Genomic DNA, 23,272 nt, shown 5'->3' on the forward strand with positions numbered 1-23,272 from the left:
ACACAGAACCGCGCAGGCGAACGAGAAAAGTTCACCAACCGCCGCCACAAGTGTGGATACAAATCACTACTGACCAGGCCGTTCATTTCACTGAACGCCCACAACCACTCGAACGGCCTAGCCAGACCCCAGACACAGGAACGGCCTGCGGAAAGGATCCTTCGCCATCGCCTCGGCCAGCGCGACCGCCGGCGCGGCCCCCGCGGCCAGCGCCCGGTGGTAGTCGGCCATGGCCGCCGCACTCGCCTCGTCCCCGACCTTGCTGGCCGCGGCGACCACCGTCCGCGTACCACCGGCCAGCATCGCACCGGCGAACCCGAGCGCCTCGTCACCAGGCCTGATGCGGTTCAACGCCAACGAACAGGCGGCCAGCACGACATGCGCCGGCGGCTTCCGGAGCCTGCCCAACTCATGCGCGAACAACGGCCCGTCAACCAGCTCGAGCCGGGAGAACAGCGCGTTCTCGTTCTCGTGCTCACCGTGCGCCGCAACGTGCACGAGGTCCGCCCCGTCGAGATGAGCGAGCACCTCCGCGGCTGTCGCGTCCTCACCCGAAAGCACTGTGGCCTTGTCGTGGTGCGCGGCCAGCCGGTCCAACTCGCTGTCCGGGAACTGCAGACTCGGCCCCCGCACCAGCAACACCCGGTCGGTCCGCGGGTTGTCCGACTGCGCGGCAGCCAGCCAGGCCGTGGCGCTGGGCGCCGTGACGACAGGCCTGCCGTGCAAGCTCGGGATGACGCCCCACGGCACCGCGTACAGCGTCCCAGTGGGTACCACGACCAACTCGCGCTCGCCGATGAGCGCCCTGAGCGGCTTGACCAACAAGTCGTCGAGGCGATCGGCCTGTCTACGCGCAGATGCACCGATGACCTGCACCAGGGGCGGTGGCAAGTGGTCGGGTGCCAAGGCGTTGAGATCGAAGTGCAGCTTCCTGGCACTTTCCAAGGCGTCGTGCGCATCTCCCAGCCGCACCATCCGCACCTTGGCACCGGCGATGACCACGGCCACCATCTCGCCGCCAGATACGACGAAACTAGCCATGGCCCGCTCACCGAGCTCGGTGATGACTTCGTTGATACGGGCCATCGGCCGAGGGCGGCCCCAACGCTGCGCGTTCCATCCGAGCCGGTTGGCCTCACGCTGCGCCTTCGCCAGCTTGGCCCGCAGTTCGGTGGTGGGCCTGCCGTCCAGACCGGCACGCATCAGGTCGCGGCCGAGACCACGAACCTCGATGATCCGTTCGGCCAGGTCCGGGTTCTCGACGTGTTCCAGTGGTTCGTAGCGATAGGTCTGGGCTCGTGTGCGCTCCAGCCACACGAACAACTGCCGCGCGTCGTTCCTCGCCAGTACCAAGCGGATGGCCAGCTCACCCAGTTCGCGGCTGTGCACGGCTGCCGCGGACACCAGTTCGAGACCGCCGAGCTGGTCCCGCACCTGACTCAGTTCGTCCAGACCCTTGCTCGTGTGCAACAGCGCGGCACGGCGATTTCCTTTGGCCAGAGCGAGTTCGGCCAACACGAGACGGCGTTGCATGCGGTGGTCGATCGGGGTGACCGCACGCGGGCCCGGCAGGTGCCGCAACAGCTCTTCGCTGTCGGCGAGGCGGCCTCGCCGGATCTCAAGCCGCGCGGCCAGCAACTTCGCCAGCCTGGCTTCGTCAATGAGGTGATTGGCAGCCAAATGATCAGAAAGGGCCAGTGCCTTCTGCACAAGCGAATTCGTCACGCGTTTCGCTTGCATGGCGTGAGCCCAGAGTTCGATCAAGGCAGCCATCATCCACCAGGTGCTGCCGCGCTTTTCCAGCTTGCGCATCGAGGCTTTCGCCATCCGGCGGGCGAGGTCGAACTGGTCGTCCAGCAAGGCGGCCGACGCGCGGAACATCTCGACCTCCGCGACGTCCTGCTTGCGCTTCTCCCTGCGCATCACCGGCAACGCCTCGTCCAGATGCCGACCGGCCTCATCGGACAGTCCGACCATCAGCATCAGCTCGGCCTGGTCGAGCTGAACGCCTGCGAGCAACGAGAACTGCTCGTCGGAACGGAGGATGCGCACCGTCTCCTCGTAGCGGCGCAACGCTTCGGCGAGATCTCCACTTTGCTTGTGAATGTTGGCGAGTGCGTGGACCGCGTACGGGCGGAGGTCATCCAGCTGATGTTCGCTGGACAGCGAGATGGCACGTTCGAGGTCGGCGATCGCGGGTTCACGCCTGCGGATCGCGGCGCAGGCGAACGCGCGAGCGATCAACGACGACGCGACCTTCATCCAGAACTCGGAGTCGATGCGCTCGGACGACTGCGCTATCTCCTGCTCGGCCCAGGTGATGTGGATGCTGAACCACTGGACGGCCTGCTCGGGCTGCCCCATGCGCATGATCACAACGCCCTGGCTGTAAGCGATGCTCCCGTTCAACTGGGCGCGCGTCCACAGGTCGGGCAACCGCTCGAGCTCCCGCCGAGCCTCGTCGAAGGCATCGACCGCGACCTCCATGCCGCTGGTCTCACCAAGGCAGCGGCCGAGGGTGTAAAGGATGCGAACCCGCAACTCCGACCGCTCCGGCGTATCGGGAGCGCGGTCAGCGTGCGCGAGTGCGCGCTTCAGCAGGCGGATGGCGGCTGGCAGGCGGTACCTGGAGTGGTCCGCCCATCCCCTTTTGAACAACTCGCGCGCTGTGTCCAATGCACGAGCGGGCATGTGATCATCACACCACATGCCTCCAAACGGCGCTGTCCGCCAACCAGGCGCAGACCTGGTCGACGGACACCGCAGAGTGTGACTAGCTGGCTACTTCTTCCTTCACCACGTTGTCCGGGTGGTTCGGGCAGTCGAGGTCGTGCTCGACCGGCCCTTCGGAGAGCAACCGCGGTTCGCCGACCAAGGGGTGACCGGGAGGCTGCCCGCAGCACTGCGGAGTCAGCGGCGGGTCTTCCTGCGGCGGCTTCGGATCCTTCTTGGGTTCGTCATCCGTGATCAGGTCCTTGACCTTGTCCAGGATGTCGCCCAAGAACCCTTCGCGCTGGCTGGTCATGAGGTTTCCCCCCTCGTTTGGACTATTTACTTCCCATCCCCCCAGATGGGTGCGTCAGAAAGAGTCGCACACACGGCTACAGGTATACGTCTCATTTAGCTAACAGCCACTCGGTCGGCCTAAGATCACAAAGGGCCACCTGCACAAACAGGTGACCCTTTGTGATTTTTATGGCGAATGTGTATCTACGAGCAGCGTTCGAGCACGATCTCGCGCACGCGGGCCGCGTCGGCCTGACCCTTCGTCGCCTTCATGACCGCGCCGACGATGGCGCCGGCGGCCTGGACCTTGCCGTCGCGGATCTTCTGCGCGACGTCCGGCTGGGCGGCGAGGGCCTCGTCGACAGCCTTCTCCAGGGACGAGTCGTCGGACACGACCTTGAGGCCGCGCTTCTCGACGACGTCGTCCGGGGAGCCTTCGCCCTCGAGGACGCCGTTGACGGCCTCGCGGGCGAGCTTGTTGGTCAGCGCGCCGGTGTTGACCAGCTCGATCACCCTGGCGACCTGGGCCGGGGTGATGGGCAGGTCGGTCAGCTCGACGCCGCGGGTGTTGGCCTGCTGGGCCAGGTACGACACCCACCAGGGGCGGGCCTCGTCCGGCTTCGCACCTGCCTCGACGGTCGCGATGATGAGGTCGAGCGCGCCCGCGTTGACCAGGTCGCGCAGGACCTCGTCGGTGAGGTTCCACTCCTTCTGGATGCGCGCGCGGCGCTCCCAGGGGAGTTCGGGCAGCGTGCCGCGGAGTTCCTCGACCCACTCGCGCGCCGGCGCGATCGGGACCAGGTCGGGCTCCGGGAAGTAGCGGTAGTCCTCCGCCGTCTCCTTCTTGCGGCCCGGCGACGTCGAACCCGAGGACTCGTCGAAGTGACGGGTCTCCTGGATGACCTCGCCGCCGGACTCGAGCACCGCGGCCTGGCGCGTCATCTCGAAGCGGACAGCGCGTTCGACGCTGCGCAGGGAGTTGACGTTCTTGGTCTCGGTGCGGGTGCCCAGCGCGCCGGTGGTCTTCGGCGAGAGCGAGACGTTCGCGTCGCAGCGCAGCGAGCCCTGGTCCATGCGGACGTCGGACACGTCGAGCGCCTTGAGCAGGTCGCGCAGCGCCGCCACGTACGCGCGGGCCACCTCGGGAGCGCGTTCCTTGGTGCCGGGGATCATCTTCGTGACGATCTCGATCAGCGGCACGCCGGCGCGGTTGTAGTCGAGCAGCGAGTGCTCCGCGCCGTGGATGCGACCGGTCGCGCCGCCGACGTGCAGCGACTTGCCCGTGTCCTCCTCCATGTGCGCGCGCTCGATCTCGATCCGCACGACCTCGCCGTCGTCCAGCGTCACGTCGAGCCAGCCGTTGAACGCGATCGGCTCGTCGTACTGCGACGTCTGGAAGTTCTTCGGCATGTCCGGGTAGAAGTAGTTCTTCCGCGCGAACCGGCACCACTCGGCGATCTCGCAGTTCAGCGCGAGGCCGATGCGGATCGCCGACTCGATCGCCTTGGCGTTCACCACCGGCAACGCGCCCGGCATGCCGAGGCAGGTCGGGCAGGTGTTCGTGTTCGGCTCGCCGCCGAAGATGTTGGCGCAGCCGCAGAACATCTTCGTGTTGGTGTGCAGCTCGACGTGCACCTCGAGGCCCAGGACGGGGTCGTACTTCTCGATGACCTCGTCGTAGTCCATCAGCTCAACCAGAGAGGTCATGCCAACTCGTCCTTCCGCAGAGCACGAACGGCCATCGCCGCACCGGTGATCGCCACGGCGATGCTCGCGATCGCGTTCGCCAGGGCCAGCTTGTCCTTCTTCTCCCGGGCGGCCCGGAAGCCGGAGAACGCGCCCACGGCTCCTGCCACGGCGCCGGCGAGACCGAGGAAGCCCCGTGCCTTCTTGATGTTCACAGCGACGGACCTCCGAACGCGCCACGCGCCGCCTCGTACGCGGCGGCCACGCGGTACATGCGGTGGTCCTGCAGCGCGGGAGCCATGATCTGCAGACCGACCGGCATTCCGTCCTCATCGGACAGACCGCTCGGCACGCTCATGGCAGGCGTGCCCGCGAGGTTCGCGGGAATGGTGCAGAGGTCGGCCTGGTACATGGCCATCGGGTCGTCCGTGCGCTCACCGATCTTGAACGCCGTGGTCGGCGTGGTCGGGGAGATGAGCACGTCGAACTTCTCGAACGCCTTCGCGAAGTCCTGCGTGATCAGCGTGCGGACCTTCTGGGCCGAGCCGTAGTACGCGTCGTAGTAGCCGGACGACAGCGCGTACGTGCCGATCATGATGCGGCGCTTGACCTCCGGGCCGAAACCGGCCTCGCGGGTCAGCGACATGACCTCCTCGGTGCTGCGCGTGCCGTCGTCGCCGACGCGCAGGCCGTAGCGCATGGCGTCGAACCGGGCGAGGTTCGACGAGCACTCGCTCGGCGCGATGAGGTAGTAGGCGGGCAGCGCGTAGTCGAAGCTCGGGCACGACACGTCCGCGATCTCCGCGCCGAGCTCCTTGAGCTGCGACACGGCGGCCTCGAAGCTGCGCGCCACGCCCTGCTGGTAGCCCTCACCGCTGAACTGCGTGACGACACCGATGCGCAGGCCGGACAGGTCGCCGTTCAGACCCTCGCGGGCGGCGGCGACGACCGGCGGCACCGGGGCGTTGATCGAGGTGGAGTCCATCTCGTCGTAGCCCGCGATGATCTCGTGCAGCAGCGCGGCGTCGAGCACCGTGCGCGCACACGGACCGGCCTGGTCGAGGCTCGACGAGAACGCGACGAGCCCGTAACGGCTGACACCGCCGTAGGTCGGCTTCACACCGACGGTGCCGGTGACCGCACCGGGCTGGCGGATCGAGCCACCGGTGTCGGTGCCGATCGCGAGCGGCGCCTGCAGGGAGGCCAGCGCGGCGGACGAGCCACCGCCGGAGCCACCGGGGATGCGGTCGAGGTCCCACGGGTTGTGCGTGGGGCCGTACGCCGAGTTCTCGGTCGACGAACCCATGGCGAACTCGTCCATGTTCGTCTTGCCGAGGATGACGACGCCGGCTTCCTTGAGCTTGCGCGTCACCGTGGCGTCGTACGGCGGGATCCAGCCTTCGAGGATCTTGGAACCGACCGTGGTCGGCACCCCCTCGGTCGTCATGACGTCCTTGAGCGCGAGCGGCACACCGGCGAGCGCGGAGACCTTCTCGCCCGCCTTGACGGCCTCGTCGACCTTGCGGGCCTGCGCGAGCGCGCCCTCGGTGTCGACGTGCAGGAAGGCGTGGACCTTGCCGTCGGTCTCGGCGATGCGGTTCAGGTGGGCCTGCGTGACCTCGACACTGGAGACCTCACCGCTGTGGATCTTCGCGGCGAGTTCGGCCGCGGTGGCGTGGATCAGGTCGTTGGTCATGCTTCCTCACCCAGGATGCGGGGCACGCGGAACCGGCCGTCCTCGGCTTCAGGAGCGCCTGAGAGCGCCTGCTGCTGACCGAGGCTCGGACGGACCACGTCCTCGCGGAAGACGTTGGTCAGCGGAACGGCGTGCGACGTCGGCGGGATGTCGGCCGTGGCGATGTCGCCAACCGAGGCCACCGACTGGAGGATCACGTCGAGCTGTCCGGCGAACAAGTCGAGCTCGTCGTCGGTAACAGCCAGCCTGGCGAGCTTCGCCAGGTGCGCGACCTCGTCGCGGGAGATGCTGGGCACTCCTGTCAACCCCCGTAGGGTCGGGATACGAATCGGGAACCCCGTGAGTCTATGGGCTGGTCAGTGCCGTCCTCGAACCGGTTACTGCCTGGCGAATCAACTTAACCGTTCCGCAACGCGGACAGCGGGTCATGAGTACAGGCTGCGTCTGCGAGAATCACCGACCGGCAACGGCGCAAGACGCGGGGTCTCGCGCACGAGCTATGGAGGCGTTCACCTTGTCGTTCCTGATCCGGGTCCAGCTCCCGGACCGTCCCGGCACCCTCGGCGCGGTCGCAACGGCTTTGGGCGCGATCGGGGCGGACATACTCAGCGTCGACGTGGTGGAACGCGGTTCCGGCCTGGCCATCGACGACCTCGTGGTGGAACTGCCCTCGGGCCGCCTGCCCGACACGTTGATCACCGCGGCCGAATCCGTCGAAGGCGTCGAGGTCGACGCCGTGCGGCCGTACGCAGGGATTTTGGACACCCACCGCGAGCTGGAACTCGTCGAGGAGATCGCCGACGACCCGCGCAAGGGCCTCGAGATCTTCACCGAGGGCGTCCCGAAGATCATCCGCGCCGGCTGGGCCGTCGTCGTAGGTCCGGAAGGCACCGGCATCAACCGGCTGACCGCCTCTTCCGCCGCCCCGGAGACCCGGATGGCCGACGTGCCGTGGTTCCCGCTGGAGCGCGCGACCGTGCTCGACGGCGAGGAGGAGTGGGTACCGGAGACCTGGCGCGAGCTGGGCACCGAACTCGCCGCGACGCCGCTGGGAAAGCCGGACCGCGTGCTGGTCGTCGGACGTCCCGGCGGACCGATGTTCCGCGCGGCAGAGGTGGCGCGCCTGGCTCATCTGGCCGGAATCGTCGCGGTCGTGCTGCCGGACTAGCTAGCTGGGGGCCTTGGCCCTGCGCTGCCGTCTGGCCATCGCGATCAGCTCGGCGTTGTTCCTGGCCCGGCGGCCGTCGGGCATCAGCAGGGTGTCTTCCAAACCCATGCGCACGTGGTGTTCGAGCGTCGCGGCGTACCCGAAGACCAACCAGGCGTCGTCGTCCTTGCCGTGCAACAGGATCGGCAGGCCGAGCGGTTCCACGTGCAGAAGCAGCTGTGCCGCGGCCTGACGGGTCGCGCTGACGGTGATCCTCGTGATGCCCAGCGGTAGTTCGGTCAGGTCCGCGGGCGATTCCACGACGAGTTCGACACCGACGTTGACCCGGTGCAGTGCTTCGGCCAGCTCACGCCAGCCAGGCTGGTTCACGTGCACGCCGGCGATGTCCGGCCGCCCCGCCGCGAGCGGTGCCCAGCTGCCGATCAACGTGGTGCGGTTGCCGGGAACGTTCGTCGACACGCTGATCTCGATGCCCGGCACCGCCGCCCGGACGGTGGCGATCGTGGTGGCGATCTCGGGACCGGCCAGCGTCAGCGCGCCGATGACGTCCCGCGGCTGGATGTGCACCGAGGTGACGCCGAGCGCGGCGACGTCGGCGGCGTCCTCGGCCAGGCGCTCGGGTGACAGCGGCAGGGCCGGGTGCTCCTCGGCTGTGCGGGAGCCGTTCAGACAGGCTTGCAGCACACTTCACACGGTCCCACACAAACCTCGCGGTCGCGTTGCTCCAACGGCTAGCTTGGGGACATGCGACTGGCCCTGGTGCTCGCCCAAGAGACGACTGGTCTGGCGATCGGCGATCTGGCGCTGGGTGTGGCCGGGGTGATCGCGGTCGCGGCGGTGATCGTGGTCGCGCTCAAGCGGAAGCGGTGAGCGTCGCCGTTCTGCGGGCTCGCTGATCTGCCACCAGAATCGTCCGTGATCGCCCCCACCTTTCTGGAGGTAAGAAGATCATGGCCGTGACCGTGAACCTCGACATGCTCCTCGACAAGGCTTACGAGAACCTCCCGCTCAGCGAGATCCTGGACGCCCCCGTCGACGCGCTGCAGGGCGTGAGCGCGGGTGACGCGGAGAAGCTGAAGTCCGCGTTCAACATCAAGACGGTGCGCGACCTGGGCACCAACAAGTTCTTCCGCGCTGCCGTGACGTTGCTCGACCTGGAGGCGACGGCTCGTTAGAGCACGATGCGGTAGTGGACGAACGGCGTCTTCTCCGCGACCTGGTCGTAGAGCTTGCGGGCGGTTTCGTTCCACTCGCTGGTGTGCCAGTAGACGCGGGCGCAGTCCTGTTCGCGAGCCCACTCCGTCACCGCCTCGATGAGCGCGCGGCCGGCACCACGGCCGCGCGCCTCGGGTGCGGTGAAGAGGTCCTGCAGGTAGCAGACGTCCGGGCCGGACGTGCTGGGGTGTTTGAAGAAGTGGGTGATGCCGACGATGTTGCTCTCGTCGCGGGCGCATAGGGCGTGGATGCTTTTGCCCGCCTGGAACGCTTCCCACTTCTCGTCGTAGGTTTCCGCTGGCAGCGTGCGTTCGTAGAAGGTGTTGTAGCCCTCGAAGAGCTCCTGCCACCTGGCGCGGTCCTCTGGTTCCAGTGGGCCGATCGCGATCATGTTGATCCTTTCTGGTGTCACCCGGTTGGATGACCCCCGTGTCGACGACCCTCACCACCGAGCTGCTGCTGCACCGCGCGGGCACCAAGTCGTACTGGCGCGGGCTCACCTACCGCGACTCCGTGCAGTCCTTGCGGGTGCACAGCAGGCACGTGGCGGCGCGGGTGCGGGGCGGTGACGACGCGGCGTACGTGGTGCAGCTTTCGTGGTCGGGCACGCATCTGGTGGGCGCCTGCAGTTGTCCGCACGGGTCCGAGGGGTTCTTCTGCAAGCACTGCGTGGCCGTTGGGCTGGTGTTGCTGGACCGCGGTGAGACGGTGCCGCCGCCGGACGCGGAGGACCTGGAGCTCAAGGACGCGCTGAGATCGCTGCCCGCGGAGGTCCTGCGCGACCTGCTGTACGAGCAGGCGGCTGGTGATTCCAAACTGCGGGGGCGGATCATCTCAGCACTCTGACGGTTGCTGGGTTTCCGGCAGCAGCGCGCAGTGCTTGTAGTGCCCCAATGCCACGTCGGCGAGCACCCAGCCCTCGTTGGTGCGGTTGAAGGTCAGCAGGTGTGGCAGGCCGTAGCCGGTGTACTGGGTCGTGCCGGCATCGGTGAAGTTCAGCTCGGCGTGCTCGTGGACGCGTGCCACGACGACCCTGCGGTTCTGGTCGACGTCGAACCGGTCCACGCGCGTCTTGATCTCCGCGGACCGGTAACGCGTGCGAGCCGGGGACCTCCTGGCGGCGTCCAGCTTCGCCTCGTGGACGTCGAGTTTCGCGGCCAGAGCCGGCGTGACCGGCACGCCGAAGCCAGGAGTCTGCGGGCCGGTGGTGACTTTCCGGGCCCGGTTCTCCAGGTAGCGCTGGGCGATGCCGGCGATCTGGCGCTGGTCCGGGCCGGCCAGGACGATCGGGCCGGCCGAGGCTCCCAGCGCCAACGCCGGCACGAGCAGGACCACGGCCCATCTCATCTCGCGAACCCCCATTCGCCGGCTGTCCGGTGGACGCGCGGCTCGCGACGTGGTTGCTCAGAGCGGCATTCCGTAGGCGTAGGCGACCAGGTTGACGCCGGGCAACGGGGTCCAGTCGCGGTCCGGCAGGCGCGTGAACCCGAGCCGCTCGTACAACCGGTGCGCCGCCAGCATCTTCTCCGACGACGACAGCACCACCTGGCCGATGCCGGCGGCCCGCGCCCGGTCGATCACCACGCGCACCAGGGCCTCGCCCACGCCTCGGCCGCGCGCCGAGGACGCGACCGAGAGCATGCGGAACTCCAGCTCGCCCGGCTGCGAGATCTCCGCGTAGGGCGTCGCGGGACGCACGACCGTGACGGAGCCGAGGATCTCGCCGGTGGCGCTGTCGACGGCGACCAGGAGTTCGGCGTCGCGGAAGCGGGACGCGGCGTCGGCGAGGGTCTTGGCGTAGTCGTCGTGCGCGTCCACGAAGCCGTCGACGCTGTACGCCTCGACGGTGATCGCTCCGACCGCCGGCAGGTCGGCCTCGCGAGCCGGGCGGATGATCAGGTCAGCCATCTGAGCCTTCTTCCCCGGTGAGGGCCACCTCCCTCGCCGCGTCCGGGCCCTGTTCCAGCAGGACGCGGAAGCCCGCCTCGTCGAGAACCGGGACCTTCAGGGAGATGGCCTTGTCGTACTTGGATCCTGGTGAGTCGCCGACCACCACGAAAGCGGTTTTCTTGGAGACCGAACCCGCCGCCTTGCCGCCGCGGGCCAGGATCGACTCCTTGGCGGAGTCGCGGGAGTACTCGGTCAGCGAGCCGGTGACCACGATCGACAGGCCTTCGAGGTTGCGGGTGATGGACGCGTCTCGCTCGTCCTCCATGCGCACGCCCGCGGCCCGCCAGCGCTCCACGACTCCTTGGCGCCACTCCGTTTCCCGCCATTCGACCACCGCCGTCGCGATGGTCGGGCCGACGCCCTCTGCGCTGGCCAGCACGTCTTCCTCAGCGGCGATGATCGCGTCCATCGAACCGAACTGGAGCGCCAGCGCGCGGGCGGCGGTCGGGCCCACGTGCCGGATCGACAGCGCGACCAGCACCCTCCACAGAGGACGGGACTTGGCGGCTACCAGGTTGTCCAGCAGCTTCACCGCGTTCGCTGAGAGCTCGCCGTTCTTGGTCTTGAAGCGCTCGATCTGCTGCAGGTCCTCGGCGTCGAGGTCGAACAGGTCGGCCTCGTTCGTGTACACCGTGGACTCGGTGATCGCGGCGGCGGCCTCGTAGCCGAGCACCTCGATGTCGAGCGCGGAACGGGAAGCCAGGTACGCCAGGCGTTCGCGCAGCTGGCCGGGGCACGTCTCCGCGTTGGGGCAGCGGATGTCGACGTCGCCCTCCTTCATGGCACGCAACTCGGCGTTGCACTCCGGGCAACGGGTCGGCATCACGAACTCGCGCGCGTCGGCCGGCCGTGCGGCCAGCACCGGGCCCAGCACCTCGGGGATCACGTCGCCCGCCTTGCGGATGACGATGCGATCGCCGATCAGCACGCCCTTGCGCTTGACCTCGGAGCCGTTGTGCAGCGTGGCCCGGGCCACCGTCGATCCGGCCACCTTCACCGGTTCCATCAGGGCGAACGGCGTGACGCGGCCCGTGCGGCCCACCTGGACCTGGATGTCCAGCAACGTGGTGGTGGCTTCCTCCGGCGGGTACTTGTACGCGATCGCCCACCGCGGGGCGCGCGACGTGGTCCCGAGGCGGCGTTGCAGCGACACCTCGTCGACCTTGATGACCAGGCCGTCGATCTCGTGGACCGCGTCGTGCCGGTGCTCGCCCCAGTACTCGACCTTCTCGCGGATCTCCACCGGGTCGGTCAGCACGGCGGTGTGCGGGGAGGTCGGGAGGCCCCACGACTTCAGCGCCTCATAAGCGAGCGACTGGCGCGCCACTTCGAAGCCCGCGGTCTTGCCGATGCCGTGGCAGATCATCCGCAGCTTGCGCGCCGCGGTGACCTTCGGATCCTTCTGCCGCAACGAGCCCGCGGCGGTGTTGCGCGGGTTCGCGAACGGCGGTTTGCCCTGCTCGACCAGCGAAGCGTTCAACGCCAGGAAGTCCTCGACCGCGAAGAAGACCTCGCCGCGCACCTCGACCAGATCCGGCACCGGGTACTCGTCGGAGCCCTTCAGGACCTCCGGCACGTCCGCGATCGTGCGGACGTTCAACGTCACGTCCTCGCCCGTGCGGCCGTCGCCACGGGTCAACGCGCGCGTGAGCCTGCCCTTCTCGTACAGCAGGTTGATCGCCAGGCCGTCGATCTTCAGCTCGCACAGGAAGTGCGTGCCCGCGCCGATGTCCTTCTGGACGCGCTCGAACCACGCCGTCAGCTCGTCCTGGGCGAAGACGTTGTCCAGGCTGAGCATGCGCTCCAGGTGGTCGACCGCCTTGAACTCGGTCGAGAACGTGCCACCGACGAGCTGCGTCGGTGAGTCCGGTGTGGCCAGACCCGGATGCTCGGCCTCGAGCGCCTCCAGCGACTTGAGCAACGCGTCGAACTCACCATCGGTGACGATCGGGTCGTCCAGCACGTAGTAGCGGAACTGGTGCGAGCGCAGCTCTTCCGCGAGCAAGGCATGCCGCTCGCGGACCTCTGCGGGAACGTCTTCAAGGCCTTCGCTGGTCACGTCACACAGCTTAGTGACCAGGTCCGACAGTTTTCAGCCGTCCGAAACCCCGGCGAGTTCCCGGACGAGCGAGCGCAGCTCCAGCAGGCTGATCGTGCCCTCCGGCTCCAGCTGCGCGGTCTCCACGCGCCGCAACCGCTCCCCCGCCAGCCGCTCGCCGAGAGTGACGTCCAGCGGCAGGAACGTCATCGTCTGGCGCTGCTGGTCGCTCAGCTCCGCGAGGGCCGGGTGGTAGACCGCGACGTCCACCACGTCACCGTCCACCTGGGCCACCACGCGGTAGTCGCCGAGCCGCATGCGCACCTCGCCGAGGTTGACGATCACCTCGGTCGGGTCCGGCACCGGCGGCACCGAGTCGTGGAACTCCCACACCATGTCCGACGGCGGCGCGGCCTTGATCCACGCGTCGGTGTACGGCCGCAGCCGCGGGTCCTCCTGGCCGGTGATCACCAGCGCGTAGATCGCCATGTGGCCCTGTTCGAGCGAGAACATCAGGTCCGGGTGCAACGCCTGCACCAGGTCCTTCAGCTCGTCCTCGACCCGGTGCGGTTCCCCGTCACCGAGCGCCGCGCTCACCACCGGCACCAGCTCGAACCACCGCTCCCAGAAGCGCTGCGCGGCCTCCTCGGCGTTCGGCAGATGGGTGGGCGTGACGTCTTCGGCTTTGCGGCGGCGGAACCACTTCATGATGTTCAAGCGTAGAGCTTGCGTCCGTCGGCCAGCATGTCGACGAACTGGGCGATGCGCCTCTGCCGCGTCTCCGCGCGCTTGGCGTCGTGGATGCGCAGCAGGATCGCGTACCTGTTCTGGCTGTTCAGCGTCTCGAAGAACGCGGCGGCCTTCGGGTTCGCCTTGAGCGCCTCGACGAGGTCGTCCGGCACCTCGATCGTCGCCGGGCCCGCGTACGCCGCCTCCCAGCGCCCGTCCGCCTTCGCCTTCTCGATCTCGGCGAGCCCCGCCGGCAGCATCTTGCCGGCCGCGATCAGCTCCTCGACCTTGGCGCAGTTGCGCTTCGACCACTTGCTGCGGGGGCGCCGAGGCGTCCACCGTTGCGAGTAGTAGGAGTCGTCCACGGACCGTGTGAGCCCGTCAATCCATCCGTGGCACAACGCGATGTCCAGCGCCTCGGCGTAGGTGATCGACTTCAGCCCCGAGCCCTTCTTGGCGTACTTGATCCAGAGCTCGGTCTCCTTCGCACCGTTCTCGTGCAGCCACGCGTCGAACTGCGCGGGTTCCTCGAAGACGATCAACGCACCCTCCTCAGGCAGAGCGTCATGTCCTCATAGGGAACACCGAGTTCGGCCTCCTCGGGGCAACTTTCCCGCACTATGCCGACGACCTGCACGTTCACCCGTGGCGCCGCGCAGTCGAACTTGGACACCACGGACCGTTGGAGATCCTCGGTGTCCAGCTCGAAGCAGTCGCCCCGCTCGGCGTTGGGCAGCAGGCACAGCGCCGCGTTGTGCCTGGTGTCGCGCAACACCTTGTACTCACCGCGCGGGCATTGCGCACTCGTCTCGGTGAGCACGGTCCCGATCTTCAACGCCGCCCGCTCGCCCTTGCAGTCGATGACCGTCAGGCCCAGGTCGTTCTCGCCGGGGCCGGTGAACTTGACGCAGCTGCCCTTCGCCGCCTTCGAGTAGTCCGTGAGGAACAGGGATTCCGGTGCCGCTGGCGCTGGTTCGTCCGCTTCGCTGAACGCCCACCACAGTCCGAGGTAGGCCAACACGGCGAGTACGCACACCATCACGGTCTGTCTGACGACCACGCAGCGGATTATGGCGGCGAAAACTGGGTGGCGCGCGACGACTTACCGGGACACAGTGCGCGTCATGCTGATCCGGCGGGAGACGCCCGCAGACATCGACGCCATCCGCACCGTCACGAACCTCGCGTTCAAGAACGGACCCGAGGCCCCGCTGGTCGACCGGCTGCGCGCCGACGAGGGCTGGATCCCGGAGTTCTCCCTGGTCGCCGACGGCGTGATCGGGCACGTGGTCGGCACTCGCGGGTACATCGGCGACGATTTCCCCGCGCTCGGGATCGGGCCGCTCAGCGTGCACCCCGACCACCAGCGCAGCGGCGTCGGCAAAGCGCTGATGCACGCCGTTCTGGGCGCGGCGGAGGCTCGTGGCGAACGCGCCGTCATCCTGTTGGGCGACCCGAACTACTACTCGCGGTTCGGTTTCCGGCTCGCGGCGGAGTTCGGGATCACGCCGCCTGTTCCGGAGTGGGCGCCGCACTTCCAGGCCCGGCTGTTCGGTGACGTGCCGGCGGGGGCGTTCCGGTACGCGGAGCCGTTCAACCGACTTTGAGCACGTCGCCGTCGGCCGTGCGCGCGTGGACCGTGCCGTCTGGATGAGCTGACACGGTGTCGATGAACCTGGCCTCGCTCAACGGTTCCCAGGCCGTGCCGAGGCGGTGCACGCGTCCGCCGATCAGGGTGTGGACGCCGACCGTCCCATCAGGACGGAGAACCGCCTCGGGCGAGGCTTCCAGGCCTTGGGCGATCTCGCGCCACGCACCCGCGCCGCCTGCCACGAGCGTGGTGCCGGAGCGGAGGTACAGGGTGATGGACCCGTCCGGGTAGGTGATCGCGGACGGCTTGCCGGTGGCGAATCCGGGCGGGCTGAGCGCCTGCCAACTCGAAATCGTTTCGGTTTCGCCATTGGGATGGAAGGGCGCCGCGGGGTTCCCGCAGAGCCGGCCGTTGGCGTCTGCAAGTACCGCCAACTCAACATCACCTGGCGTTTTCCTACTACCAACATGACCTTCGCGGTCGAGCGGGCTCACAGGTCGGGTGTGGTTGGCGGCGGTTTGATCACGAGTTGGTGGTACTTGCACACGCCGATCAGCAGGAGCGACTTCGTTGGAGCACTGCGGAGCGCCCGAGGCTTCCGCTCCGATCATCGCAGAGGGGTCTGACAGTTTCGCCACGCTGCCATCGGCCAGCACGGCGTAGAGATCGACCGTCCCATCAGGACGAACCACGGCCTCGGGGTCACCACCCACGCCTGACGCCACCAACCGCCACACCTCGTTGGCCAGCACCATGACCTCACCGCGAACAGTCCGCGCATAGACGAACCGGCCCGCCACCGAAGGACGTCCGACGAAGTCACCAGAAGTGCTCAACCGCGTGCGATCAACCCGGACATCGCCGTCCTCCACCACGTACACGCCACCGGCCACCACCTCCGGTCCACCCTGCCAAGCCTGGCGGAGCATGGACGAGGCCCGATCCAACGCCTGGTCGTAGCGCTCCGGACAGCAGGACCGCTGCACCGCGTCGGCGAGCATCCCGGCGGAGAGATCCGGCCGGTCCACCTTCACCGCGTACTCGAAGAACCGGCGCGCGGCGTACGAGACGTCCATGATCTCGGCGGGCGTGCCCCACCCCATCGAGGGCCGCTGCTGGAACACGCCCAGTGAGTCCGCGTCGCCGCAGTCCAGGTTGTTCATGTGCGACTCGACCCACCCGGCCTCGAAGCCGGCGAGCATCACCTTCTCGCTGACCTTCAGAGACAAGCCGACGGCGTGCACGACGCGGATCACGTCCGCGTCGTGCACGCCGGGAACCCGGCAGGCCACGTTCACCGGCAGCGCGTGAGCGGCACCAGCCGTACCAGCCGAAACGAGCAGCGAGAAGACCAGCGCGAGCCTGAGCACAAGTCCGAATTGGACACCCGGGCTCGCGCCGGCGCCACTCAGGAGTTGGCGATCAGCGAGAAGCCCAGCACGCCCGTCGCCGTGAAGTCGATGGCGGGCTCGGAGCTCGGCCACGACCGGAGGTCGTCGGCGAACACGGACTTCGCGGAGTCGAACTCCTTGGTGTACGGCTTGGTGCAGTCCACCGCGCCCGGCGGCATCTCGCCGAGGTCACCGAACAGGGAGGCGTCGTTCGGGCCGTTGATCACGGCGCCGACCAGCACCTTCGAGCCACCGTTCGGCGAGCCGGAGAGGTTCGCGGCCTGGTGGTGCGGGCACTCGGGGAACCTCGCGCCGACGCCGACGATCAGCGAGGTGCCCCAGGCGTTCGTGCCGAGAGCGAAGCCGCGCTGCTGCGTGCCGAAGGTTTCGTACTTCTTGTCGCCGGTCAGCTTCTGGTACAGCGCCGCGGTGGTGATGAAGCCGAACGTGCGCGAGCCGACGTCCCAGGTCTCGACGTTGGCGGCGGTGCGGAACGGCGAGGTCTGCGCGGCGACCGCGCCCTTCTCCAGCTGGCGCTGGATGTCGCCGACGACCTGCTTCTCGGTCACCTCGGCGCCGGGGACGCCCTTCTTCAGCAATGGAGCAAGGTCGGCGTGGCCGAGCGCGGAGATGTTGTAGACGTTCAACGTGTCGGGGTCACCGGTGGCCAGGAACTCCTTGGCCCAGTGCGCGGCCGCGCGAGCGAACTGGTTGTAGCGCTTGTCGTTCAACGCCTTCGCGGCCAGCGCGAGCTGGGTGGCGCCGAACTCCAGGTCGTCGGTCCACGACTCTTCCGGGTAGTACGCGTGCGGGAACGCCGTCACGAGCTCGCCGGGGTTCTCGGTCTTGGCCAGCGCGAACAGCTGAGCGGCCTTGTTCAGGTACTCGCACGCGAGACGCGGGTTGCGACGAGCCTCGATCTGCGCGGCCAGTGCGAACGAGCCCGCGACGCGGCCGACCAGGTTCGGGCTGATCTTCTCGCCGGCCTTGTTCGCGCTGAACACCGGCCGGTACTTGATGTAGTACTCGCTGTCGCCCGGCTTCACGTTCAGCTTGTCGTCGGCCTCCGGCAGGCGCCACACGTCGTGGTCGCCGACGAAGCCGAACTCCTCGGAGCCGGTGCCGATGCCGACCTGGGCGTACAGCACCCCGGTCTTCTCGTCCCACGCCTTGTCGAGCCACTTGAGGCCGAACTTGGCCTCCTCGTACAGCGCGTCGTTGTGCTTGTTGCGCAACGCCAGCAGCATCGAGGCGGTCGAGTAGGACGAGGCGTGCGTGAACTTCACGAAGTCACCGGCGTCGAACCAGCCGCCTTCGAGGTCGACCTGCACACCCGTGGGCTTCAGCGGCGCCGCGATCTCGTCGCCGCCCTCGCCCTTGAACACCGGCGTCTCGTAGACCGCGGCCGAGCGGTCGGTGAGGTGCGCGGGCTTGCGGTTCAGGCGGCCGGGGATGACGTTCGCGCCGTCGCGCTGCGCCTGGAAGAACTCGACGGTGTTGTTCGCGACCGGCTGGAACAGCTTGGTCAGCGAGTCGACCTTGAACGCCGTCGAGGTCGTCGAGCCGACCTTGATCCGGTACGTGCCGGACTTCTTCAAGGCGGAGAAGTCGATCGGGTGCACCGCGGGGAACGTGTCGCTCCACGAGCCCGTCGAGGCGCCCGTCCTCCCGGTCAGCACGGTGCTGCCGCGGCTGTCGACAACCGTGAACTTGGTGTTCGCGGCCCCACCGAGCACGTACGCGTGCTTCGCCTCGGTGGTGCCGAAACCGACCTGATCCAGCCTGATCTGCCCGGTGGGGGCGGCCTGAGCGGGCGCCACGACCACACCGGAAAGCACTGCGGCGACTAGGACTGCACGTCTGATGCGCATGAGGGGGAACTCCCGATCCAGGCCCGGCGGAAGCCTACGGTTAAGAAAGTTTCCTAATAGTTCGCAGCAGACTAGCCGCCCAAACCGGACATCACCAGCCCTCAGGCGGTTCCAGAAAGGACGAGGAGAGATCACGGGTCAACGACAGCGCGCGCTTCACCCAACCGGACGTCGCACCGGCTAGTCCGCACGTCGGAGTGGCCATCGCCTTCTCCGCGAGAATCGACCGCGGGAAGCCGAGGCGGTCGACCAGGCCGAACGCCCGCTGCCCCACGTCCTTCAACGTCACGGGTGTGCCGGGATCGGTGCTGGGCACCAGACCAAGCGCGAGCGTCGTGCCCGCCTCCCACGTCTCGCCGATCTCGTCGAGCGCCGCTGCCCCCTTGATCAGCGTCGCGTCGAACGCGATCGCCGCCGCGCCCGCCTCCCTGAGCAGCGTCAACGGCGGGTGCGGCGCACAGCAGTGGACGATCACCTCGTGGTCCTTCAAGGCCTCGATCACGACGGCCAGCACGCCGCGGGCGTCCGGTTCGGGCACGGCGGCCACGGTGCCGAGCTTCGACGGCGTCGGCAGCAGGCCCTGCAGCACGGCGGGCAGCCCCGGTTCGTCGAGCTGCACCACGACCTTCGCCTTGGTGCGCTTGGCGACCTCGGCGGCGTGCAGCTTGAGGCCCTCGGCGAGCGACTCGGAGAACTCCTTCACCGCGCCGCGGTCCGTGAGCACCCGATGGCCGCGCATCAGCTCGATGTTCGACATCAACGTCCACGGCCCGACGGCCTGCACCTTGACGGTCTCCGGCTGCGCACCCGCACGTTCCAACGCCTCGTCGAACGCGTCCAGGTCGCCCCGCAGCAGATCGACGGCCAGGCGGTGGTCCCGGCCGGGGCGCGGGTTCACGCGGTAGCCGGAGGTGATGACCTCGATCGCGAGGTCGACGAGCAGGCCGGCGGTACGGCCGATCATGTCCGCGCCAACTCCCCGGGCAGGCAGCTCCGGTACGTGCGGCAGGTCCGGCAGCTCGCCGACGACGATCTTCGCCGCCTCGTCGATGTCGGTTCCGGGCAGCGATCCGATTCCAGTGGCTCCATGCACCCACCGAATTGTTCCACTGTCCGCCGGACAGAAGAGGTCTAGACCCATTGACGCTGTGGTCTAGGCCACTTAACGTGATTGAGCAGGCGCTCTCAGTACGAAGCGCCCACAGTCGTGGTGTGGGAACGCGACGCGCCCCGTGTTCCCACACCACCCCTTCCTCCCCTGCCGGAAGGACCACCCGATGGCCCGCTTCGCCCTTTTCGCCGCCGGGGCCGCCACCGCCCTGGTGGCCGGACTCGTCGCCATCGCTCCCGCTTCCGCCGCCGGCGAATCCGCGGTGTTCAGCCAGGACTCGGCCTGGGGCTCCGGCTACCAGGGCAAGTACACGATCACCGCGGGCACCACCGCACTCGCCGGCTGGAAGCTCGAGTTCGACCTCCCAGGAGCCACCATGGGCTCCTTCTGGGACGCCACGCTGACCAGCAGCGGCAACCACCACACGTTCACCAACCGCGAGTACAACGGCAACGTCTCCGCCGGCGCCTCGACGAGCTTCGGCTTCCTGGTGAGCGGCTCCGCGGTGCCGTCCAACTGCAAGCTCAACGGCGTTCCGTGCGGCGGTGGCACGCCACCAACGTCGACCACCACCACAACGCCCACCACCACTACGACGTCCGACGTGCCACCCACGCCCGGTAGCGCACGCGTCGCGCCGTACATCGACATCACGATGCCTACGCCGTCACTGCTCGACGTAGCCAACGCGACCGGCCAGAAGCACTTCACGCTCGCGTTCGCCCTGGGCTCCTCCGCCGGCTGCGCACCCGCGTGGGGCGGCACGGTCCCGTTGAACGACAGCCGCATCGTGAACGACGCCAAAGCGCTGAAAGCACAGGGCGGCAGCGTCATCGTGGCGACCGGCGGCGCGATGGGCCCGTACCTGGAGCACGTCTGCTCGACGGCTGACTCCCTGTACAACGCCTACGTCGCCGTGCTGGACGCCGTGGGGTCGAACAGCATCGACGTCGACGTGGAAGCAACGATCCCGCAGGCGATCGTGAACACGGCGCTGAAGAAGCTGCAGACCACCCGCGGCACCACCGTCAGCTACACGATGCGCATCCAGGGCCAGGACTACGGGATGGACCCGTACTCGGTCGACGTTCTGAAGGACGCGGCCGCCAAGGGCCTCGACGTGCTGGTGAACCCGATGCTGATGAACTTCGGCTACACGGGCAACTGGGGCGACGCGATGGTCGCCGCCTCCAACGCCACCCTCGGACAGATGCGCGCCATCTGGCCGTCGAAGTCCGACGCGCAGTTGAAGGCCTCACTCGGCCTCACGCCGATGATCGGACGCAACGACACGGGCCCGACGACGACCCAGGCCGACGCACGCAAGGTCGTCGACTACGCGAAGGCCAACCACGTCGGGCGGATCGCGTTCTGGTCCGCCGGCCGTGACAACGGTTCGTGCCCCGGCGGCGGAGTTTCGCCCACGTGCAGTGGAATCTCGCAGGCCAACTGGGAATTCACGAACCTGTTCAAGACCTACACGGGCTGATTCACCCTGCGGAGCAAAGGCCGGCGCGGGATCTTCCGTCCCCGCACCGGCCTTTGCTCGTTCGCCCGAGGCTTCTAACAGCCGCTGCAGCACCCGCAGCCCGGACCCGTGCACGAGCCGCAGCAAGAGCATCCAGCCATGATGACCACCTCCGATTTTGAGCGATCAAGCTCTCGGACAGTAAGGCGCGCTCAACTCGGCGTGACACCACCTTCAGAGTGATTGCGCTGCCACGATTGGCTTGTCTTCCGGCCAAAGGCCCACGACCGAGCGACAGGCGCGTGGTGATCGACGCGGCGGCCGGGACCACACGACCGCCAACGGCTCGGTCGGAGCGCCGATCTGGTGTACTCCGCTGATGCGCGAGCCTTCTTGCGCGACTTGAAACGGGGATGCTGTGCACGGTTGTCGTGCTTGGAGTGGCGAATGAACGGTCCTGCTGAGATGTTGGCCGCCGACAAGGCCTCGACCGCGCTCGGCATCGCGCCGATCGAGTTGCGCGACGGCTATGCGTTGCTGCGGATGACGGTCGTGGAAAACATGATCAACGGCCACGGCATCGCGCACGGCGGTTACGTCTTCCTGCTGGCGGACACGGCGTTCGCGTGCGCCTGCAACCGAGCCGGGTCCGTCACCGTCGCCGCCACGGCCGAGATCGACTTCATCAAGCCCGTGCACGAGGGCGACGAGCTGGTGGCGGAGGCGGTGGAACGGACCCGGTTCGGCCGCAGCGGGATCTACGACATCACGGTCAGGCGAGGGACCGAGATCGTGGCTGAGTTCCGCGGTCGCTCGCGGACCCTGCGCGCTTGAGGCCGATGAACTGCAGCACCGCGAAGCCGATCACGGCCAGCCCCTGCGCGAGGACCATCGCGACGCCGGCGTCGGTGAGCGGGAACCACTTCAGCTCGGCCGTGAGAATGCTGTCCAGGCCCCAGACCAGGTTGCCGATGATGACCAGCAGCACAATTCGGCGGTCCGGGGTGGCGCGGGTGCCCAAGGCGAAGACGAGCACGCCGTAGACCACGCAGAAAAGGCCGAGGCCGATCTGCCAGCCCGTCGGCATGCCGACTTCCGGGCGAATGAGCACGGTCAGCAGACCCAGTGCGAACGAAGCGACACCGTCGAGTTTCAAGGCGAATTTCAACATGGCCCGACCATCACCGGTTCAACGCTGCCAGAACCACGTCAAGCGCTGCCAACTCCTGCCATCAGGTCGGCCGCGACCAGCCGTGCGGCGGCGTTCTGCCAGTTGTGCAGCGTCCGCTCCGGCACCTGTGTCACAAACCACTGCAGCGCGCGGCGATCCTCGGCGTCCAGGTCCTCGCGCTTGGTCCGGACCGAATACGGCCGGATGCCCTTGACGTAATAGAAGTACAGCGCGTTGTAGTAGCGCCATTCATCGCTGGTGCCGAAATCGCCATCCGCGGGCTTCAGCCGTTGAATGCTGACGAACAGCATTCTTTTCAACTGCGCGGCGCGATCAAGCGGCGGGGCCTCGTCCGTGAGCGCGATCAACGGACTGGCCACGAGCTTCCCGAGATCCCCGTAGTGACTCAACGCCTTGCGCGTCAGCCGAGCGAACTCCGCCTCGTCCTCGGTGACCAGCGCCCGCCGCCTGGGCAACGACTCGGCGGCGTCCCGCAACTCGGCCCGCTCGGCGGCGACCGCGGGCACCGCGAGCCGGTCGACCACAGCCGCCAGCGGGTTCGCCAGCACCTGAACCGCGATAGCCGCCGCCACGGTCGTATAAGCCAGCAGGTCCGGCCCACCGAACAACACCACCTGCGACCCGAACAGCACCGCCGTGAAGCCCGCGATCACGAGCGACCGCAGCATGTCCGCCCGGATCGCCTCGCCCTCCTCGACCGCGTCCGTGACGGCCACCAGCACCCCGAACACCACGAGGTCGAAGCCGATCATCGGCAGCGTCACCGCGTCTGGCAGAAGTTGCAGCAGGAAGGCAGCGGCCGACAGGCCGAACATCACTCCAACGAGTGAAAAGTAGACGCGTTTCCTTATGGCTAGGACTGTCGACACGGCCAAAGGAACCAACACGATCCACGGCACCCACCACGAAGCAACGAAGATCAGTGGGAGCGCGACCAGCCACCACCTGATCAACTCGGGCCGTGAGAGCAACAGGATCGCACCCGTCCAGGCCAGCGCGGGTACCCCGAGCAGCACGGGATGCGGCACGACGACCGCCGCCGAATAGCCGATCATCCCCGCGCCCGCGAACCACAACAGCGGCTTGCGCGGATCGCGAGCCAACAGGTACAGCCCGAGCCACCAGGCGAGGCCGGAGACCAGCAGCGATAGGCCAAACAC

General features: G+C 67.9%; 26 protein-coding genes. 7 read left to right on the plus strand and 19 right to left on the minus strand.

From position 1 onward, the window contains the following. Window positions 1–117: 117 nt before the first annotated feature. The 6 genes from SK803_RS11190 to gatC form a co-directional block, all read right to left on the minus strand. Window positions 118–2,691, minus strand: a complete 2,574-nt coding sequence (locus tag SK803_RS11190; RefSeq protein ID WP_319965808.1) for a CHAT domain-containing protein — start codon at window positions 2,689–2,691, stop codon at window positions 118–120. Between the two features lie 82 nt (window positions 2,692–2,773). Beyond that, a complete protein-coding gene (locus SK803_RS11195) occupies window positions 2,774–3,025 on the minus strand; it encodes a hypothetical protein (protein ID WP_319965809.1) in 252 nt (83 codons plus the stop codon). A gap of 185 nt (window positions 3,026–3,210) precedes the next feature. Beyond that, window positions 3,211–4,713, minus strand: coding sequence for an Asp-tRNA(Asn)/Glu-tRNA(Gln) amidotransferase subunit GatB (gene gatB, locus SK803_RS11200; RefSeq protein ID WP_319965810.1), 1,503 nt, complete (start codon window positions 4,711–4,713; stop codon window positions 3,211–3,213). Beyond that, a complete protein-coding gene (locus tag SK803_RS11205) occupies window positions 4,710–4,907 on the minus strand; it encodes a hypothetical protein (RefSeq protein ID WP_319965812.1) in 198 nt (65 codons plus the stop codon). The genes gatB and SK803_RS11205 overlap by 4 nt, the downstream gene beginning before the upstream one ends. Beyond that, window positions 4,904–6,388 carry an Asp-tRNA(Asn)/Glu-tRNA(Gln) amidotransferase subunit GatA gene (gene gatA / locus SK803_RS11210; RefSeq protein ID WP_319965813.1) on the minus strand — a complete coding sequence of 495 codons (1,485 nt, stop codon included), beginning with the start codon at window positions 6,386–6,388 and terminating at the stop codon, window positions 4,904–4,906. Before gatA ends, SK803_RS11205 begins: the two co-directional genes overlap by 4 nt. Beyond that, window positions 6,385–6,684 (minus strand): Asp-tRNA(Asn)/Glu-tRNA(Gln) amidotransferase subunit GatC, encoded by a 300-nt coding sequence (gene gatC, locus SK803_RS11215; protein WP_319965814.1) that lies wholly within the window; start codon window positions 6,682–6,684, stop codon window positions 6,385–6,387. The genes gatA and gatC overlap by 4 nt, the downstream gene beginning before the upstream one ends. Before the next feature lie 218 nt (window positions 6,685–6,902). Here gatC and SK803_RS11220 point away from each other — a divergent pair, with 218 nt between their 5' ends. Beyond that, window positions 6,903–7,556, plus strand: coding sequence for an ACT domain-containing protein (locus SK803_RS11220; protein ID WP_319966080.1), 654 nt, complete (start codon window positions 6,903–6,905; stop codon window positions 7,554–7,556). On the opposite strand, the gene SK803_RS11225 is transcribed toward SK803_RS11220, so the two are convergent. Beyond that, window positions 7,557–8,240 carry a 3-keto-5-aminohexanoate cleavage protein gene (locus tag SK803_RS11225; protein WP_319965815.1) on the minus strand — a complete coding sequence of 228 codons (684 nt, stop codon included), beginning with the start codon at window positions 8,238–8,240 and terminating at the stop codon, window positions 7,557–7,559. It lies immediately after the preceding gene. Between the two features lie 60 nt (window positions 8,241–8,300). Between SK803_RS11225 and SK803_RS11230 the strand changes: the two genes are divergently transcribed. Next, on the plus strand, window positions 8,301–8,426 hold the full coding sequence (locus SK803_RS11230; protein WP_319965816.1) for an LPXTG cell wall anchor domain-containing protein: 126 nt from the start codon (window positions 8,301–8,303) through the stop codon (window positions 8,424–8,426). Between the two features lie 80 nt (window positions 8,427–8,506). Then, window positions 8,507–8,731, plus strand: a complete 225-nt coding sequence (locus SK803_RS11235; RefSeq protein WP_319965817.1) for a hypothetical protein — start codon at window positions 8,507–8,509, stop codon at window positions 8,729–8,731. On the opposite strand, the gene SK803_RS11240 is transcribed toward SK803_RS11235, so the two are convergent. Further along, the gene (locus SK803_RS11240; RefSeq protein ID WP_319965818.1) at window positions 8,728–9,162 is read right to left on the minus strand and encodes a GNAT family N-acetyltransferase; all 435 of its coding nucleotides are present in this window, start codon (window positions 9,160–9,162) and stop codon (window positions 8,728–8,730) included. The two genes, SK803_RS11235 and SK803_RS11240, sit on opposite strands and share 4 nt — an antisense overlap. A 38-nt stretch (window positions 9,163–9,200) precedes the next feature. Here SK803_RS11240 and SK803_RS11245 point away from each other — a divergent pair, with 38 nt between their 5' ends. Beyond that, window positions 9,201–9,617, plus strand: a complete 417-nt coding sequence (locus SK803_RS11245) for an SWIM zinc finger family protein (protein ID WP_319965819.1) — start codon at window positions 9,201–9,203, stop codon at window positions 9,615–9,617. Here the strand turns inward: SK803_RS11245 and SK803_RS11250 are convergent. The 6 genes from SK803_RS11250 to SK803_RS11275 are packed head-to-tail and all read right to left on the minus strand — an operon-like array spanning window position 9,606 to window position 14,548. Then, a complete protein-coding gene (locus tag SK803_RS11250; protein WP_319965820.1) occupies window positions 9,606–10,118 on the minus strand; it encodes a hypothetical protein in 513 nt (170 codons plus the stop codon). The two genes, SK803_RS11245 and SK803_RS11250, sit on opposite strands and share 12 nt — an antisense overlap. A 57-nt stretch (window positions 10,119–10,175) precedes the next feature. Then, window positions 10,176–10,679: a GNAT family N-acetyltransferase gene (locus SK803_RS11255; RefSeq protein ID WP_319965821.1), complete on the minus strand. Its 504-nt coding sequence runs from the start codon at window positions 10,677–10,679 to the stop codon at window positions 10,176–10,178. Beyond that, a complete protein-coding gene (gene ligA, locus SK803_RS11260) occupies window positions 10,672–12,780 on the minus strand; it encodes an NAD-dependent DNA ligase LigA (RefSeq protein WP_406601517.1) in 2,109 nt (702 codons plus the stop codon). Before ligA ends, SK803_RS11255 begins: the two co-directional genes overlap by 8 nt. Before the next feature lie 33 nt (window positions 12,781–12,813). Beyond that, window positions 12,814–13,467: a hypothetical protein gene (locus SK803_RS11265; protein WP_319965822.1), complete on the minus strand. Its 654-nt coding sequence runs from the start codon at window positions 13,465–13,467 to the stop codon at window positions 12,814–12,816. Between the two features lie 5 nt (window positions 13,468–13,472). Further along, window positions 13,473–14,030, minus strand: a complete 558-nt coding sequence (locus SK803_RS11270) for a YdeI/OmpD-associated family protein (protein WP_319965824.1) — start codon at window positions 14,028–14,030, stop codon at window positions 13,473–13,475. Then, window positions 14,027–14,548: an LppU/SCO3897 family protein gene (locus SK803_RS11275; protein ID WP_319965826.1), complete on the minus strand. Its 522-nt coding sequence runs from the start codon at window positions 14,546–14,548 to the stop codon at window positions 14,027–14,029. Before SK803_RS11275 ends, SK803_RS11270 begins: the two co-directional genes overlap by 4 nt. A gap of 64 nt (window positions 14,549–14,612) precedes the next feature. On the opposite strand from SK803_RS11275, the gene SK803_RS11280 reads away from it, so the two are divergent. Continuing rightward, window positions 14,613–15,095, plus strand: a complete 483-nt coding sequence (locus SK803_RS11280; protein WP_319965827.1) for a GNAT family N-acetyltransferase — start codon at window positions 14,613–14,615, stop codon at window positions 15,093–15,095. Here the strand turns inward: SK803_RS11280 and SK803_RS11285 are convergent. From SK803_RS11285 to SK803_RS11295, 3 genes are all read right to left on the minus strand, one after another. After that, entirely contained in the window at window positions 15,082–16,449 is a 1,368-nt protein-coding gene (locus SK803_RS11285) for a hypothetical protein (RefSeq protein ID WP_319965828.1), read from the minus strand. The two genes, SK803_RS11280 and SK803_RS11285, sit on opposite strands and share 14 nt — an antisense overlap. 38 nt (window positions 16,450–16,487) lie before the next feature. Beyond that, entirely contained in the window at window positions 16,488–18,341 is a 1,854-nt protein-coding gene (locus tag SK803_RS11290) for a glycoside hydrolase family 9 protein (RefSeq protein ID WP_319965829.1), read from the minus strand. Between the two features lie 91 nt (window positions 18,342–18,432). Beyond that, a complete protein-coding gene (locus SK803_RS11295; RefSeq protein ID WP_406601518.1) occupies window positions 18,433–19,482 on the minus strand; it encodes a uroporphyrinogen decarboxylase/cobalamine-independent methonine synthase family protein in 1,050 nt (349 codons plus the stop codon). Between the two features lie 136 nt (window positions 19,483–19,618). Here SK803_RS11295 and SK803_RS11300 point away from each other — a divergent pair, with 136 nt between their 5' ends. Continuing rightward, complete coding sequence (locus tag SK803_RS11300) at window positions 19,619–20,941, plus strand: cellulose binding domain-containing protein (RefSeq protein WP_319965831.1); 1,323 nt, start codon at window positions 19,619–19,621, stop codon at window positions 20,939–20,941. Window positions 20,942–21,367: 426 nt separating this feature from the next. Further along, a complete protein-coding gene (gene paaI, locus SK803_RS11305; RefSeq protein ID WP_319965832.1) occupies window positions 21,368–21,754 on the plus strand; it encodes a hydroxyphenylacetyl-CoA thioesterase PaaI in 387 nt (128 codons plus the stop codon). Here the strand turns inward: paaI and SK803_RS11310 are convergent. Both SK803_RS11310 and SK803_RS11315 read right to left on the minus strand, forming a co-directional pair. Further along, window positions 21,693–22,091, minus strand: a complete 399-nt coding sequence (locus SK803_RS11310; protein WP_319965833.1) for a hypothetical protein — start codon at window positions 22,089–22,091, stop codon at window positions 21,693–21,695. The two genes, paaI and SK803_RS11310, sit on opposite strands and share 62 nt — an antisense overlap. A 38-nt stretch (window positions 22,092–22,129) precedes the next feature. Further along, window positions 22,130–23,272 (minus strand): MFS transporter, encoded by a 1,143-nt coding sequence (locus SK803_RS11315; protein ID WP_319965834.1) that lies wholly within the window; start codon window positions 23,270–23,272, stop codon window positions 22,130–22,132.

The organism is Lentzea miocenica (assembly GCF_033949945.1).
Lineage (GTDB): Bacteria > Actinomycetota > Actinomycetes > Mycobacteriales > Pseudonocardiaceae > Lentzea > Lentzea miocenica.